Raw genomic sequence first — 14,917 nt, 5'->3', positions numbered from 1 at the left:
ATGTCGCAGCGCCAAGATGCCAACATATAGTCTTGCCCGTCAATCTTTCGAATGGGCCAGTTTGGGCACGTCACTGGCCCCGGCGGTTCCGCGCCCTGACAGGGAAGGGTTTTCCATGAAAAACCTATGGCAATTGAACGCATCCGCCCCCGCCGGATAGCGGGTAAAGCTGGTATCGGGGTTCATCACCCAGCTTTGGGCCGTGTCGGCCAGGTTGGCGGCCATGATCTGATCGACGATCTGCGCCTTGACGGTATCGTTCCTGATTTCCACCAGCGTCTCTATTCGCCGGTTGAGATTGCGCCCCATCCAGTCAGCCGACGAGATATAGACGCGCGCCTTTTTCGACGGCAACCCGTGGCCATTGCCGAAACAGGCGATGCGCGAATGTTCCAGAAACCGGCCAACGATGGATTTGACCCGTATGTTCTCGCTCAACCCCTTGATGCCGGGCCGTAATCCGCAGATGCCGCGCACCACCAGATAGATCCTGACCCCGGCCTGGCTGGCGGCATACAACGCGTCGATCACATCGGGTTCGATCAGCGAATTGACCTTGGCCCAGATTTCCGCGGGCTTTCCGGCGCGGGCGAAATCGGCCTCGGCATTGATGCGCTCCAGAAGGGTGGATTTCAGCGAAAGTGGTGCAATGGCCAGGTTTTCCAGCCCTTCGGGCTCGGCATAACCGCCGACATAGTTGAACACCTTGGTCGCATCGCGCCCCAGCGCCGCATCGCAGGTGAACAACGACAGATCAGTATAGATGCGCGCGGTGATCGGATGGTAATTGCCGGTGCCGAAATGGGTATAGGTCACAAGCCGGTCACCTTCGCGGCGCACCACGACGCTGATCTTGGCGTGGGTCTTGTAATTGATGAATCCGTAAACGACATGCGCGCCCGCCCGTTCCAGCCTGCGCGATTGCTGGATATTCGCCGCCTCGTCAAAGCGGGCCTTCAATTCGACCAGTGCCGTGACCGATTTGCCATCTTCGGCGGCTTCGCACAGCGCGGCCACGATCGGGCTGTCGCGCGAAGTGCGATATAGCGTCTGCTTGATGGCGACCACATCGGGATCATTGGCAGCCTGATGCAGAAAGCGCACCACCATGTCGAAGGTTTCATAGGGATGATGCAGCAGCATGTCCTTTTGACGGATCGCCGCGAACATGTCGCCCTCATGATCCTGCACCCGTTCGGGCACGCGCGGGGTGAAGCTGGGCCACAGCAGATCGGGGCGGCTGTCGAGCACCAGTTCCTTCAGATCCGAAACGCCGATCAGGCCGCGCACCTCGATCACCTCGGTTTCGGTGATGTGCAATTCGTCCATGATCACGCGGCGCAGGTCTTCGGGCGCCCCGGCCGACAGTTTCATGCGCACGACTTCCCCGCGGCGGCGGCGTTTGAGCGCGGTTTCGAATTCACGCACCAGGTCTTCGGCCTCGTCCTCTAGCTCCAGATCGGAATCGCGCAGAACGCGGAACGCACAATGGCCGCTCAGGGAATAACCGGGAAACAAGGCGCCCAGATGGATCAGCAACAGGTTCTCCAGCGGGAAAACGCGGCAATCGCGCCCCTTGGCGGGCAGATGCACAAAGCGGTTGATCTGTTGGGGGATCGGCAAAAGCGCCTGCAGCCGATGGCCGTCGCTGTCGCGCTCCAGCTGAAGCGCTAGGCAGAACCCCGTATTGGGAATGAAGGGGAAGGGATGTGCCGGGTCGATCGCCAGCGGCGACAGCACCGGGAACACCTTGTTCAGGAAATGCTGTTCCAGATGCGCCTTGTCGCGCTTGTTCAGCCGCGACGGCGTCAGGATATGAATGCCCTGTTCGACCATCTCTCGCTTGAGACGCTTCCAGACCGTCTGTTGCGATTGCAGCAGGCGGCGCGCGTCGCGGTCGATCAGCACCAGCTGTTCGGCCGGTGTCAGCCCGTCGGCGGCCGGGGTCGTGTTGCCTTCTTTGGCCAGTTCGCGCAGGCCGGCCACGCGCACGGTATAGAATTCGTCCAGGTTGGTGGCCGATATGGACAGAAACCGCAACCGTTCCAGCAGGGGCACGCGGGGATTGCGCGCCTCGTCCAGCACACGCCAGTTGAAGCCCAGCCAGCTTAGCTCTCGATTGCAGAACCGCTTTGGCCCGACCCTGTGGGTTTCAGGAATTTCCACCGGTTCGGGCAGGGGGGCGTTCAGGAAATCGGCAGGTGTCATGGCTGTTCTGGTTCCGATGCAAACCCGGTTATCGCCCGTTCCCGCGGTCATTGTCCAGCACCTGCGCGGCCAGGCGTTCAGAGATCTTTCGCCCCTCGGCCAGCGCGCGGGCATCCAGCAGGGCGACCAGCCCCTGCGCCGCCGCCAGCGACCGATCCATGCGCGCCACCAGATAGGGGATCAGCCGCGGCGGCACCTGAAGCTGACGATCGGCGAACAGCTTGACCAGCACCGCCGACAGCAGCGCGTCATCGGGGGCGTTCAGCGTGGCGGTGGTGGTGGCCTGCATCCGGCTGATCAGGTCGGGCAGGGCCAGGCCCCAGTCGCGCGGGGGCTGGCGCGCGGTCAACAAAAGGTGCCCGCCTTCGGCCAACAGAAGGTTGTGCAGATGAAACAGGTTGACCTGTGCCGCGTCATCGCCCGCGATCCGCTCGACATCTTCCACGGCCACGACACCGCCGGCCGCCAGCGCGGGCACATCTGCCGCCGTCAGATCAGGGGCGGCGACCAGCCGCGCACCGGCGACGTCGGCCCAGACATGCGCCAGATGTGTCTTGCCTGACCCCGCTGGCCCTACCAGCAGCAACTTTTGTTGCGGCCATTCCCGCCAGTCGTCGATCTGCGCCACCGCCAGCGCATTCGCCGGGGAAACGAAGAAATCCGCGCGACCCCGCGCCACGCGCACAGGCAGATCGAACGTCAGCTGTTGGGCCATTCAGTCGTCTTCCCCGGTCACCGACCGGCCGGTATACAGGCGACTGTCCGTATACTGATCCGCCGCGAACCGGATCAGCACGCCCAGAACCGCCGCCACTGGCACGGCGACCAGTAATCCGACAAAGCCGAAAATGCTGCCAAAGCCCGCCAGCGCCAGCAGAATCCAGACCGGATGCAGCCCGACACTGCTGCCGACCAGCTTGGGCGTGATGAAATTGCCTTCCAGTATCTGGCCGCCGATATAGATGACCGCCACCAGCCCGATCATCACCCAGTCGCCCCAGAACTGAAACACCGCCAGCCCGATGGCCAGAACCCCGCCTGTGATCGAGCTGACATAGGGAATGAAGGCCAGCAGACCCGACAGCAAACCCACCACCAGCCCGAATTGCAGCCCCACCAGCATCAGCGTGATCGCATAGAAGGTGGCCATGATCAGGCAGACCGTGCCCTGGCCCCGGATGAAGGAGGACAGCGTGTGGTCGATCTGGCCCGCCAGGCGGCGGATCACCGGCGCATGGTCGCGCGGCAGATAGCCGTCGATCTTGGCCACCATCCTGTCCCAGTCCAGCAACAGGTAAAAGGCGACGACCGGCACGATGAACAACAGCATCACGATGTTCAGCACGCTCATGGCCGAGGACAGCACCGTATTGAGAACTTCGCCGCCGCGGGCCTGAATCGTTTCGCCCAGCGATTGCAGCGACCGGCGCAGGATCGATTCCGGCTCGATCATCGAGGGAAAGCGCTGCGTCAGGAATTCCTGCAATTGGCCGAACAGTTTTGGCGTCATCTGCACCAGCGCGGATGTCTGTTCGACGAAAAGCGGGATGATGACCAGCATGGCCACGATAAAGATCAGCGCCGTGGACAACATGATGATCGTGGTGGCCAGAACCCGCGACAGGCCCCAGCGTTGCAGCCTGTCGGCGACCGGATCCAGAAAATACGCGATGGCCGCCCCCAGCACAAACGGCAGCATCACATCGCCCAGGAACCACAATACGACAAAGAATACCGCCGCGGCGATGCCCCAGTATCGGGCCTGTTGCTGAACGGGCAGGGCCATATGCCTCTCCAATCTGTATCGGATCAGTCTTGGATCAGGCCGTTGCGGGTTGCAAGTGTTGTGGTGAGTTTGTTTGCCGGTTCGGGCGCATGGCCGGGCCGAACCTGCCCCCCGGCCACCCTGTCGGATGGCCGGAGGAGAGATGGATGGAGCTTATTTTTCCTTGATAAGACCCTGCATGGTGCCTTCGTCGCGCCATTTCGCGATCAGGTCATAGAACTTGATCGCCCCGGCGGCATAAACACCCGAAAGGAACCCGGTATAGCCGCCCTTCTTGGCGGTGCCTTCCGCGTTGTAATAACCAGGCGTGCAGGTCGAAAACAACGCGGTCCGACCGGGGAAGTCAACCTCGGCCTGATCCATTGCCGCGCACCAGGCTTCTTCGGCCTCTTGCGAAACCTCAAGCACCGGCACGTCTTCCTTGATCGCGGTGGATATCACATAGGCGATATGCTTGGCCTGTTCTTCCAGCATATAGGTAAAGTTGAACGCATAGCCGCCCTGAATCAGCCCCATGGTGAACATGTTGGGGAAGTGACGGGTCTGCAGGCCGTACAGCGTGCGCGGACGGTCTTTCCACTTGTCGACCAGCGACAGACCATCGCGGCCCTCGATCACATAGCCTTCACGCTTGGCATAGTTGGCTTCGGTGTTGAAACCGGTTGCGAAGATCACGCAATCGACCTCGTATTCCTTGTCGCCGCACCAGATCGAATTCTCGGTGAATTTGGTCGGGCCATGGCCTTCGGTATCGACCAGTTCAACGCCGGGCAGGTTGAAGGTTTCAAGATAGTGATCGTTGAAACCGGGCCGCTTGCAGCGCTGGCGATACCAGGCTTTCAGCTTGTCGGCGGTTTCCTTGTCCTTGACGTATTCGTCGGTCAGGCTGCGGATTTTTTCCATGGTCAGGAAATCGGCATATTCGGCGATTTCCCATTTTTCCGCCGGTTCCAGTTCGCCGAACGGCACCTTCAGGTCGATCCGTTTCAGGAACTTCTTCAGGTCTTCGATCGCTACGCGGGTCAGGTTGTCGTTGACCATGTCATGTTCGACGATGATGCCCGATGTAACCTGTTCGAAATTGAACATGCGTTCCTGCTGCCAGCCGGGTTTCAGCGATTTCACCCAGTCTTCATCGGTTTTGGCGTTATCGCGGAAATCGACCGATGTGGGCGTGCGCTGGAACACATATAGTTTCTTGGCCGAACGTCCCAGATGCGGAACCGCCTGAATGGCCGTGGCGCCGGTGCCGACGATGGCGACGCGCTTGTCTTTCAGCTTGTCCATCAGGTCGTCGGGGTTGTCCATCTTCATCTCGGGATGGCCGCCGGTATAGCCGTAATCCCAACGGCTGGTATGGAAGGTGTGGCCCTTGAACGTGTCGATGCCGGGGATGCCCGGCAGTTTCGGACGGCCCAGCGGGCCCGCCGACACATCAACGTAACGCGCGGCAAATTCATCGCCGCGATCGGTCGTGATGATCCAGCGTTTGCGATCTTCGTTCCAGCGGATGGTCTCGACGCCGGTCTGGAAATAGGCATCCTTGTAAAGGTCGAAATGCCGGGCGAATTTCTGGCAATAGGCGAAAATCTCGGGGCCATAGCTGTAGCGGTCCTTCGGCATATAGCCGACCTCTTCCAGCAGGGGCAGATAGACATAGGCCTCGATGTCGCATTGCACGCCGGGATAGCGGTTCCAATACCATGTTCCGCCGAAATCGCCGCCTTTTTCCAGGATCTTTACGTCTTCGACCCCGGCATTGCGCAGTTTGGCCGCCGTCAGCATGCCGCCGAAACCGGCGCCGATGATCATCACGTTCACGTCACGGACGATCGGATCACGCTCCAGCCGTTCGCTGATATAGGGGTCATCCAGATAGTGCTTGAAATCGGTTTTCGGGTCGATCTGCACGAATTGCTGGTTGCCGTCCTTGCGCAGGCGCTTGTCGCGCTCATAGGCATATTTTTCGCGCAGGGCGTCAGGGTCAAAGCCCAGTTCGTCATTCGTGGGCAGACGGTATTTCCGATTGGCCAGTTTTTCTTGAATACCCATGTTCGGTTCCTCCCGGACTCATCTCAGGCATAAAAATTCACAATGACGTGTTCGGTAGAACGAATGCAGCTGAAATGCAATTTCTAAAGGCGCCAAGCCCCCGCGACAAAAAATCGCCCCCTGTTTTGTTCCTCATGGGTTTGGCGGGGAAGACACCGGTTTCCAGCTGATGCAGCGGCTGGGCCGCGCTGTTCTTCAATCCCGACCTGACGTCAGGCGGCGGGCAGTCCTGCAAATTCTGTCGCGACCGCGCCTGGATTGTATGACGCTGCAGACTGGCCCTTTGTGCGCTTGTCTGGCCGTGGGCGATGGCATAGACGAAGGCAAACGCCAGTTTCGGAGCGCCAAATGCGTCTGTCCCGCTATTTCCTGCCTGTCCTGAAAGAAGACCCGTCCGAAGCCTCGATCGCCAGCCACCGGCTGATGCTGCGCGCGGGCATGATCAAGCAGGCGGCGGCGGGCATCTATTCCTGGCTGCCGCTGGGCTTCAAGGTGCTCAAACGCATCGAACAGATCGTGCATGAGGAACAGCAGCGCGCGGGCCATATCCCGATGCTGATGCCCACGCTGCAATCGGCCGATCTGTGGCGCGAAAGCGGGCGCTATGACGATTATGGCGACGAGATGCTGCGCATCAAGGACCGGCATGGCCGCGACATGCTGTATGGTCCCACCAATGAAGAGCTGATCACCGATATTTTCCGCGCCCATGTGAACAGTTACAAGGACTTGCCGCTGACGCTGTATCACATCCAGTGGAAATTCCGGGACGAAGTCCGCCCCCGCTTCGGCGTGATGCGGGGCCGCGAGTTTCTGATGAAGGACGGCTATAATTTCGACCTGACCAAAGAGGACGCGCTGCATGCCTATAACCGGCATCTGGTCAGCTATATCCGCAGCTATGAACGCATGGGGTTGCAGGCGATCCCGATGCGCGCCGATAGCGGCCCCATTGGCGGCGACGATACGCATGAGTTTCTGGTGCTGGCGGAAACCGGCGAATCCGAGGTTTTCTATGACAGCGCCGTCACCGATATCCGGCTGGGCGCGCGCGACATCGACTATGACGATGTGGCCCAGTGCCGGGGCGTGATGGAAGAATTCACCGCTCTTTATGCCCGCACCGATGAAACCCATGACGAAACGGTCTTCGCGCAGGTGCCCCAGGACCGTCGCCGGTCTGCACGCGGCATCGAGGTTGGGCAAATCTTCTATTTCGGCACCAAATATTCCGATCCGATGGGGGCGAGCGTCGTCGGTCCTGATGGCACCAGAACGCCTGTTCACATGGGCAGCCACGGCATCGGCGTGTCCCGCCTGCTGGGCGCGATCATCGAGGCCAATCATGACGAACGCGGCATCATCTGGCCCGAAGGTGTCACGCCGTTCCATGTCGGCATCGTCAACCTCAAACAGGGCGACGATCAGGCGGATGCGGCCTGCGATATGCTTTATTCCGCGCTGGTGGCCAAGGGGCTGGAGCCGCTTTACGATGATCGCGAAGAACGCGCCGGGGGCAAATTCGCCACGATGGACCTGATCGGTCTGCCCTGGCGCATCACCGTCGGGCCGCGCGGGCTGAAAACGGGCGTGGTCGAACTGACCAGCCGGCGCACCGGCGAAAGCGTCGAAATGACGCCAGAGGCCGCCGTGGCGCGGCTGGCAGAGATCTATGCGCAGACGCAGGGGTGATCCTGCACAATACTGACGCGGATGTGACTGACCCGACCCCGGTTCGGGTTCGACGGGGCGCGATATCGGCCTAGCTTGGTATGTCATCATGACCAAGGAGAAGACCGATGCGCCCGCTTTCCGTATTCGCCCTGATGCTGGCCGCGCCGCTGCTGATACCCGCCGGGATCGCCCGCGCCGAAAACTGGGATTACGGCCGCGCCAATGTGCCGGACTTTCAGCCCGCCTTTGACGGCCAGACCCGCGCGCCCAAGCTGCAGAGCGGCGTGGAATTGCAGGCCGAAACCATCGCCACCGGTCTTGACCATCCCTGGGGGATCGAGGTGATGCCGGATGGCGCGTTGCTGGTGACCGAACGCGCCGGGCGGCTGCGGCTGATTGCCCCCGATGGAACCGTCGGCGCGCCCATAAAGGGCGTGCCGCAGGTTCATGCCGAAGGGCAGGGCGGGCTGCTGGATGTGGCTCTGTCGCCCGGTTTCGCGCAGGACAGGGGTCTCTATCTGACCTATGCCAAGCCCGTCGCGGGCGGTTCGGCCACGGCCGCCGCGCGTGCCCGCCTGTCGCCGGACGGCACCAGCCTGCAGGACGTGACCGAGATTTTCGTCCAGACGCCCGCCTCGCGCCGGTCGCAGCATTACGGATCGCGCATCGTGATCGACGGCGATCATCTTTACATCACCACGGGCGAGCATTTCGCGCCGTCCGAGCGTGTCTATGCGCAGGATCTTGACAAGACCTATGGCAAGGTCGTGCGCCTGACGCGCGATGGCGGCATTCCCGCCGACAATCCCTTTGCCGAACAGCCTGGCGCGCTGGGCGCGATCTGGACGCTGGGCCACCGCAATGTGCAGGGCGCGGCAATGGGCCCCGACGGGCGGCTTTGGGCACTGGAGCACGGCCCCAAGGGCGGTGACGAGTTGAACCTGATCCAGAAGGGCGCGAATTACGGCTGGCCGGTGGTCAGCTATGGCGAGAATTACAGCGGCTCGCCGGTCGGATCAGGCGCGCCGCGCGCGCCAGAGTTTACCGAGCCGCGCTATTACTGGGATCCGGTGATCGCGCCCGGGAATTTCCTATTCTATGACGGCGCGATGTTTGCGGATTGGCAGGGCGACATCCTGATCGCCTCGTTGAATCCCGGCGGGGTTGTGCGGCTGAAACTGGACGGCGACCGGATCACCGGCGAAGAACGGTTTCGCGTCGGCAAGGGGCGGGTCCGTGACCTGGCGGTCGCCCCGGATGGCGCGCTTTTGGCGCTGATCGACGCCGATGATGGCGCGGTGCTGCGCCTGACCCCGGAAAGCGGCGGCTGAGCGCGACTTGACGGCGTGCGCGATCCGCACCAAGGTCCGCGCCGAACAGAGCCAACGGATAAGACCTTGAACATGGCAGGCAGCCCCGCCCCCTTCGCCGCTTTTGAATGGATGATCGCCTGGCGATACCTGCGGGCGCGCCGCGCCGAAGGCGGGGTCAGCGTCATGACGTGGATTTCGCTGATCGGCATCACGCTGGCCGTTTTCGCCCTGATCGCCACCCTGTCGGTGCGCGCGGGCTTTCGCGCGGAATTCGTTGACACGATTCTAGGCGCGAATGCCCATGCCACGGTCTATTCGGGGCCCTATGTTTCGCAGACGGGTCAGACGGTGCGGACGATCGCCGATTATCAGGGCATGGCAGCGCGGGTGGCACAGGTGCCCGGCGTGATCACGGTCGCGCCGCTGGTCAAAGGGCAGGTGATGACCGCCGCCAATGGCCGCAACGCCGGGGTAGAGGTGTTCGGAATCACGCAGGCCGATCTGCAGAACATTCCGCGCATCGCCCATCCCGAAGCCAGCCAGGGCAGTATCGCCGATTTCAATGAAGGTATTGCCATCGGGTCGGGCGTGGCCCAGACACTGGGTGTCGGGGTCGGGGACCGTATCCGGCTGATATCGGCCGAGGGGGTCAAAACCGCCTTTGGCACCAGCCCGCGGGTGAATGCCTATACGGTGGTCTATATCTTCACCGCCGGGCGCTATGACATCGACCGCACCCGCGTCTATATGCCCTTTGCCGAAGCCCAGAGCTATTTCAACCGCGAAGGCGTGGCCGACGAGCTGGAGGTCATGGTGAACGATCCCGATGCCATCGACGCGATGGTGCCCGACCTGATGCGGGCGGGCGGCGACCGGTCTCTGGTCTGGACCTGGAAGGATGCCTCGGGCGCATTCCTGCGCGCGCTGACGGTCGAGGACAATGTGATGTTCGTGATCCTGTCGATCCTGGTGCTGATCGCGGCGATGAATATCGTTTCCGGCCTGATCATGCTGGTCAAGAACAAGGGCCGCGATATCGGTATCCTGCGCACCATGGGGCTGAGCGAGGGATCGGTGCTGCGGATCTTTTTCATCTGCGGCGCGTCGGTGGGCATGATCGGCACGATCGCGGGGGTGGTTCTGGGCGTGCTGTTCACGATCTATATCGACACGATCTTTTCGGCGGTGAATTACCTGTCGGGCGGCGGGGTCTGGGATCCGTCGATCCGCGGCATCTATGCGCTGCCCGCCAAATTGCAGTGGAACGATGTTGCATCGGCGGTGATACTGTCGCTGGGGCTGTCCTTTATCGTCACCATTTTTCCCGCCCGGCGCGCCGCGCGGATGAACCCGGTCGAGGCACTGCGCTATGAATGACGTGTTGCGGCTGGAAAACATCGAAAAGATTTATAACAGGGGCAAGCCGGCACAGGTTTCGGTATTGCAGGGCGCCAGCCTGACCGTGGGCCGTGGCGAGGTTGTGGCCCTGGTTGCGCCTTCGGGGGCGGGCAAATCCACGCTGCTGCATATCGCGGGGCTGCTGGACACCCCCGACAGCGGGCGCGTCAGCATCGTCGGGCAGGATGTCACCGCGCTGTCTGACCGCAAGCGCACCGCGATCCGGCGCGGACAGGTCGGGTTCATCTATCAGTTTCACCACCTTCTGCCCGAATTCACCGCGCTGGAAAACATCGTGCTGCCGCAACTGGCCAACGGCATTGCGCGCACCGCCGCCCAAACACGCGCGCGCGATCTGCTGGGCCGCGTCGGCGTGGCCGCCCGCGCCGATCACCGGCCCGCCGAATTGTCTGGTGGTGAACAACAGCGCGTGGCCTTCTGCCGGGCACTGGCCAATGGGCCGGCACTGTTGCTGGCGGATGAACCCACCGGCAACCTGGACCCGGCCACATCCGACACGGTGTTTGAAACGCTGATGGGGCTGGTGCGCGATACCGGCCTGTCGGCGCTGATTGCCACGCATAACATGGCATTGGCCGCGCGGATGGACCGTATAGTGCGGCTGCAGGCCGGCCGCGTGGTCTGACCTAGCGCAACTGGGTCAGCATCACCCCTGCCGCCATCAGCGCGATACCCGCCACGCGGGTCAGGCTTATCGGATCGGGTTTTGATCCCATCAGGCCGAAATGGTCGATCACGCCGGCGCTGACCAACTGCCCCAGCAGCACGAAAAACACCGCATTCCCCACGCCGAACCGCGGTGCGATATAGGTGATGGTCAGGATGTAATAGGCCATCAGCCCGCCGGCCAGAAACAGGTATTTGGGCACATGCAGCACGCCCGGAATGGCCCGCGTTTCCCCGCTGAGCGCCACGACAACCGCCGCGCACAGGAACGCCACGAACATCATGCAGACCGCACCGGCGGGCGCGCTGCCCAGCCGGACTCCAAGCTGGGCATTCAGCGCGGCCAGAACCGGAACACCGATACCGGCTGACAGCATGATCGCGCCATAGCGCAACAGATCAGTGGTAGGGATCATCATGGCCTCGATTTTTCCAAAGGTTTTTGGTAACGCGTCGCGTCAGTCTTCATGGCCGGGCAGGGGCGGTTCGGCCAGCAGATGGATGATGCCGCCGATACCGGTTTCCAGATGCCCGGCGTCAATGACCCGCCCATAATCGGCCAGCAGGCGTTCGGTGAACATCATCTGCGCCCCCACGCCCTTGCCGGTTTTGCGCGCCAGGGTCAGGTCCTTGATCAGGGTGCGGGTATGGCCCTGCAACTTCCCCGATGCCATGCGAGGCAGATAATGGCGCAACAGCGCGGAATCGGCCCACCCGCCCGAGAAGGCATCAGACAGCCGCGTGGTGTCCAGCCCGAAGCGCGACGCCATGTCCAGCGCCTCGGCAATGCCGCACATCGCGCTGCTGATGATGATCTGGTTGCACAGCTTGGTGGCCTGGCCCGATCCGACCGCCCCCAGATGCGTGATGTTGCTGGCGATATTCTGCATCTCGGTGCGCGCGAATTCCACATCCGCATCTGCGCCGCCCACCATCACCGCCAGCGTGCCGGCCCGCGCGCCCACCGGCCCGCCAGAAACCGGCGCATCGACCCAGCCCATGCCATTGGCCGCGCGCAGCCGATCGGCCATGTCGCGGCTGCGCAGCGGATCGGCGGTGGTGTGGTCGATCAGAACCCGCGCGCGCGGGCTGGCGGCGCTGGCCACACCGTTTTCGCCGAACACGACCTGTTCAACCGCATCGGTGTCGAAGACGCACAGCGCCACGATATCGCATGTTTCGGCCAGGGCGCGCGGGCTGTCGGCCCACACAGCGCCTGCATCCAGCGCGTGTTGCGACCGATCACGGCTGCGCCCCCAGACATGCAGTGCGTGCCCCGCCAGCAAGCTGCGTTCGGCGATGGGCCAGCCGATATCGCCCAGCCCGATGAATCCGATGCTTGTCATGTTGTCCTCCCTTGTTGGCGGCAGCATATGCGCAGCTTCCCGTAGGGGGAAGCCCGTTCAGACGATTGCACCGGGCGGGGGCCTGTGCAACTCTGGCCAAAACGGAAAGGGCCGAAAATGCGGGTGATGGGTGTTGCGGGTTTGGGCATGCTGGGGCTGCTGGCGGGGTGCATGCCGCAGGTGCAGGCGGGGCGCGCGAATTTCAACGATTATTGCGCGGGCTGCCATGGCGCCGATGCACGTGGCGGCGGGCCGCTGGCCACCGGGCTGGGCCTCAGCGCCCCGGACCTGACCCTGATATCGGCCCGCAATGGCGGGTCATTTCCAACCACGCAGGTCATGTCTGTGATCGATGGGTATACCCGCGCCGATCAGCACGGCAGCAAGATGCCGGAATTCGGGCCGCTGTTGCAGGGCGATACGGTGCTGGTGGAATATGAAAACGGCGCGATGACGCCCACCCCGCGGGCGCTGGTGGAACTGGCGGCCTATCTGGAGAGTGTTCAAAGGTAGGGGGCGGGATTGGCCCAGAGGACCGAAAGGCGAAGATCAGGGAGCCTTTACCCGGTCTGATTGCGCGCAGGCGACCGCCATCAAGAAATTACCACGCCCGAACCAAGGGGGGCGAGAAGTGCCCGCCTCACGCCGCAGACGTGCCTTGGGCACAACGGGGCCGGTTCGGGTGCTGCCAAATCAGAGATTTGGCAAGGTTCCCTTGTTAACGCATTGAGCGGAACAGATGGGGGGTAAGGCGGGGCCGAACAGATCACCAGTTTGCGCATCAGCCTCGCGTGACCATAGGGCAGTTACGAAAACGGCAACATAGGTTTTCCGCAGCGATGTAAATAAGATGGAATGGCGTCTCGCCTCTCTTAGTCGAGGTTCTGCAAGGAGTGCTCGGCGATGCCGAGGCCTTGCAATCCCCCGAGAGCGCCAAGACGAGACGCCTCGAAACTTATCCAGCGGGCTGGCGAAACCAAAATCGCCTCATCAGGGTATCCCGGATTGATCCGGGGCCAACAGGGCAACTGCGCCGATTTTACTGAACCTCAAAGGTTGTGCTTCAAGGCAACGCTTTGTTTCTTATCCAAAACACCGTATCGGCGCTCCGGCAAATCACAACATTTACCGCCTCAAGTTAGGAGCAGATATAAAAGCGTCCATTATGAACACTCCTTTCTGCCCCCACAAAGGAGGTGCCACATATTTAGTGTGAGTCGCGCTCGATGTCAATATATGTGGTGTCACACATCCAGCTCCTCCACGAACCGCGCGTTCTCGCTGATATACTGGAACCGCATTTCGGGCCGCTTGCCCATCAGCCGTTCGATCAGGTCGGCGGTCTCTCCGGGTTCGTCCTCGTCGATTGATACGCGGATCAGCTTGCGGGTTTCGGGGTTCATGGTGGTGTCTTTCAGGTCCTTGGCGTCCATCTCGCCCAGGCCCTTGAACCGCTGCACGTCGATCTTGCCCTTGCCGCCCAGCCCCTTGGCCAGCATCAGCTCTTTTTCCGCGTCATCGGCCACATAAAGCCGCTTGGCCCCCTGCGTCAGCCGGTAAAGCGGCGGGCAGGCCAGATAGAGATGCCCGCGGTCGATCATCGGGCGCATCTGGGTGAAGAACAGCGTCATCAGCAGGGCGGCGATATGGGCGCCGTCGACATCGGCATCGGTCATGATGATGATCTTGTCATAGCGCAGATCGTCGATGTTGAACCGTGTTCCCATGCCGACCCCCAGCGCCTGGCACAGGTCGTTGATCTCGGCGTTCTGGCCCATCTTGGCGCTGGCCGCCCCCAGCACGTTCAGCACTTTGCCCCGCAGCGGCAGCAGCGCCTGATTGCGCCGGTCGCGCGCCATCTTGGCCGATCCGCCGGCGCTGTCGCCCTCGACGATGAACAGTTCGGTGCCTTCCTTGGACGTGGCCGAACAATCGACCAGCTTGCCCGGCAGGCGCAGCTTTTTCGTCGCTGTCTTGCGCTGGGTTTCCTTTTCGGCGCGGCGGCGCAGGCGTTCCTCGGCCCGCAGCACCAGAAAATCGAGGATTGCACCCGCCGCCTTGGTATCGGCGGCCAGCCAGTTGTCGAAATGGTCGCGCACAGCGCCTTCGACCAGACGCGCGGCCTCGGCGGTGGCCAGGCGGTCCTTGGTCTGGCCGACGAATTCAGGCTCGCGGATGAAACAGGACACCAGCGCGCAGCCGCCCGCGATCAGGTCTTCGCGGGTGATATCCTTGGCCTTGCGGTTGTTCACCAGCTCGCCATAGGCGCGGATGCCCTTGAGGATGGCGGCCCAGAAGCCCGCCTCGTGGGTGCCGCCCTCTGGCGTGGGGACGGTGTTGCAATAGGATTGGATGAACCCGTCGCGCGACGGCGTCCAGTTGATCGCCCATTCCACCTTGCCGGGGACATTGAACTTCTCGCCGAACTCGACCGTGCCGGCAAAGGGACGATC

At 62.2% G+C, this 14,917-nt stretch carries 12 protein-coding genes; 5 read left to right on the top strand and 7 right to left on the bottom strand.

Annotation, left to right across the window (positions count from 1 at the left end; genetic code table 11):
* Positions 1 to 39: 39 nt before the first annotated feature.
* From ACTCHC_RS04810 to ACTCHC_RS04795, 4 genes are all read right to left on the bottom strand, one after another.
* Positions 40 to 2,208, bottom strand: a complete 2,169-nt coding sequence (locus ACTCHC_RS04810) for an RNA degradosome polyphosphate kinase (RefSeq protein WP_463021335.1) — start codon at positions 2,206 to 2,208, stop codon at positions 40 to 42.
* Between the two features lie 28 nt (positions 2,209 to 2,236).
* Positions 2,237 to 2,923: a P-loop NTPase family protein gene (locus ACTCHC_RS04805; protein ID WP_463021334.1), complete on the bottom strand. Its 687-nt coding sequence runs from the start codon at positions 2,921 to 2,923 to the stop codon at positions 2,237 to 2,239.
* Positions 2,924 to 3,994: an AI-2E family transporter gene (locus ACTCHC_RS04800; protein ID WP_463021333.1), complete on the bottom strand. Its 1,071-nt coding sequence runs from the start codon at positions 3,992 to 3,994 to the stop codon at positions 2,924 to 2,926.
* Between the two features lie 153 nt (positions 3,995 to 4,147).
* Positions 4,148 to 6,046 carry a flavin-containing monooxygenase gene (locus ACTCHC_RS04795; protein ID WP_463021332.1) on the bottom strand — a complete coding sequence of 633 codons (1,899 nt, stop codon included), beginning with the start codon at positions 6,044 to 6,046 and terminating at the stop codon, positions 4,148 to 4,150.
* 348 nt (positions 6,047 to 6,394) lie between these two features.
* Here ACTCHC_RS04795 and proS point away from each other — a divergent pair, with 348 nt between their 5' ends.
* The 4 genes from proS (at position 6,395) to ACTCHC_RS04775 (ending at position 11,077) form a co-directional block, all read left to right on the top strand.
* Positions 6,395 to 7,738, top strand: a complete 1,344-nt coding sequence (gene proS, locus ACTCHC_RS04790; RefSeq protein ID WP_463021331.1) for a proline--tRNA ligase — start codon at positions 6,395 to 6,397, stop codon at positions 7,736 to 7,738.
* 107 nt (positions 7,739 to 7,845) lie between these two features.
* The gene (locus ACTCHC_RS04785) at positions 7,846 to 9,051 is read left to right on the top strand and encodes a PQQ-dependent sugar dehydrogenase (protein ID WP_463021330.1); all 1,206 of its coding nucleotides are present in this window, start codon (positions 7,846 to 7,848) and stop codon (positions 9,049 to 9,051) included.
* A 72-nt stretch (positions 9,052 to 9,123) separates the two neighbouring features.
* Entirely contained in the window at positions 9,124 to 10,410 is a 1,287-nt protein-coding gene (locus tag ACTCHC_RS04780; protein ID WP_463021329.1) for a lipoprotein-releasing ABC transporter permease subunit, read from the top strand.
* Positions 10,403 to 11,077 (top strand): ABC transporter ATP-binding protein, encoded by a 675-nt coding sequence (locus tag ACTCHC_RS04775; RefSeq protein ID WP_463021328.1) that lies wholly within the window; start codon positions 10,403 to 10,405, stop codon positions 11,075 to 11,077. Before ACTCHC_RS04780 ends, ACTCHC_RS04775 begins: the two co-directional genes overlap by 8 nt.
* 1 nt (position 11,078) lies before the next feature.
* Here ACTCHC_RS04775 and ACTCHC_RS04770 read toward each other — a convergent pair whose 3' ends face one another.
* Together ACTCHC_RS04770 and ACTCHC_RS04765 are read right to left on the bottom strand one after the other, a co-directional pair.
* Positions 11,079 to 11,534, bottom strand: a complete 456-nt coding sequence (locus ACTCHC_RS04770) for a DMT family transporter (RefSeq protein ID WP_463021327.1) — start codon at positions 11,532 to 11,534, stop codon at positions 11,079 to 11,081.
* 42 nt (positions 11,535 to 11,576) lie between these two features.
* Positions 11,577 to 12,464 carry an NAD(P)-dependent oxidoreductase gene (locus ACTCHC_RS04765; protein WP_463021326.1) on the bottom strand — a complete coding sequence of 296 codons (888 nt, stop codon included), beginning with the start codon at positions 12,462 to 12,464 and terminating at the stop codon, positions 11,577 to 11,579.
* Positions 12,465 to 12,581: 117 nt separating this feature from the next.
* Between ACTCHC_RS04765 and ACTCHC_RS04760 the strand changes: the two genes are divergently transcribed.
* Positions 12,582 to 12,977: a c-type cytochrome gene (locus tag ACTCHC_RS04760; protein WP_463021325.1), complete on the top strand. Its 396-nt coding sequence runs from the start codon at positions 12,582 to 12,584 to the stop codon at positions 12,975 to 12,977.
* A gap of 731 nt (positions 12,978 to 13,708) precedes the next feature.
* Here ACTCHC_RS04760 and ACTCHC_RS04755 read toward each other — a convergent pair.
* Positions 13,709 to 14,917: toprim domain-containing protein (locus ACTCHC_RS04755; protein ID WP_463021324.1), on the bottom strand; the 1,209-nt coding region annotated here is incomplete at its 5' end.

Source organism: Actibacterium sp. (assembly GCF_055134745.1).
The sequence above is the reverse complement of the archived record's forward strand: the minus strand, read 5'-3'. Positions and strand labels throughout refer to the sequence as shown.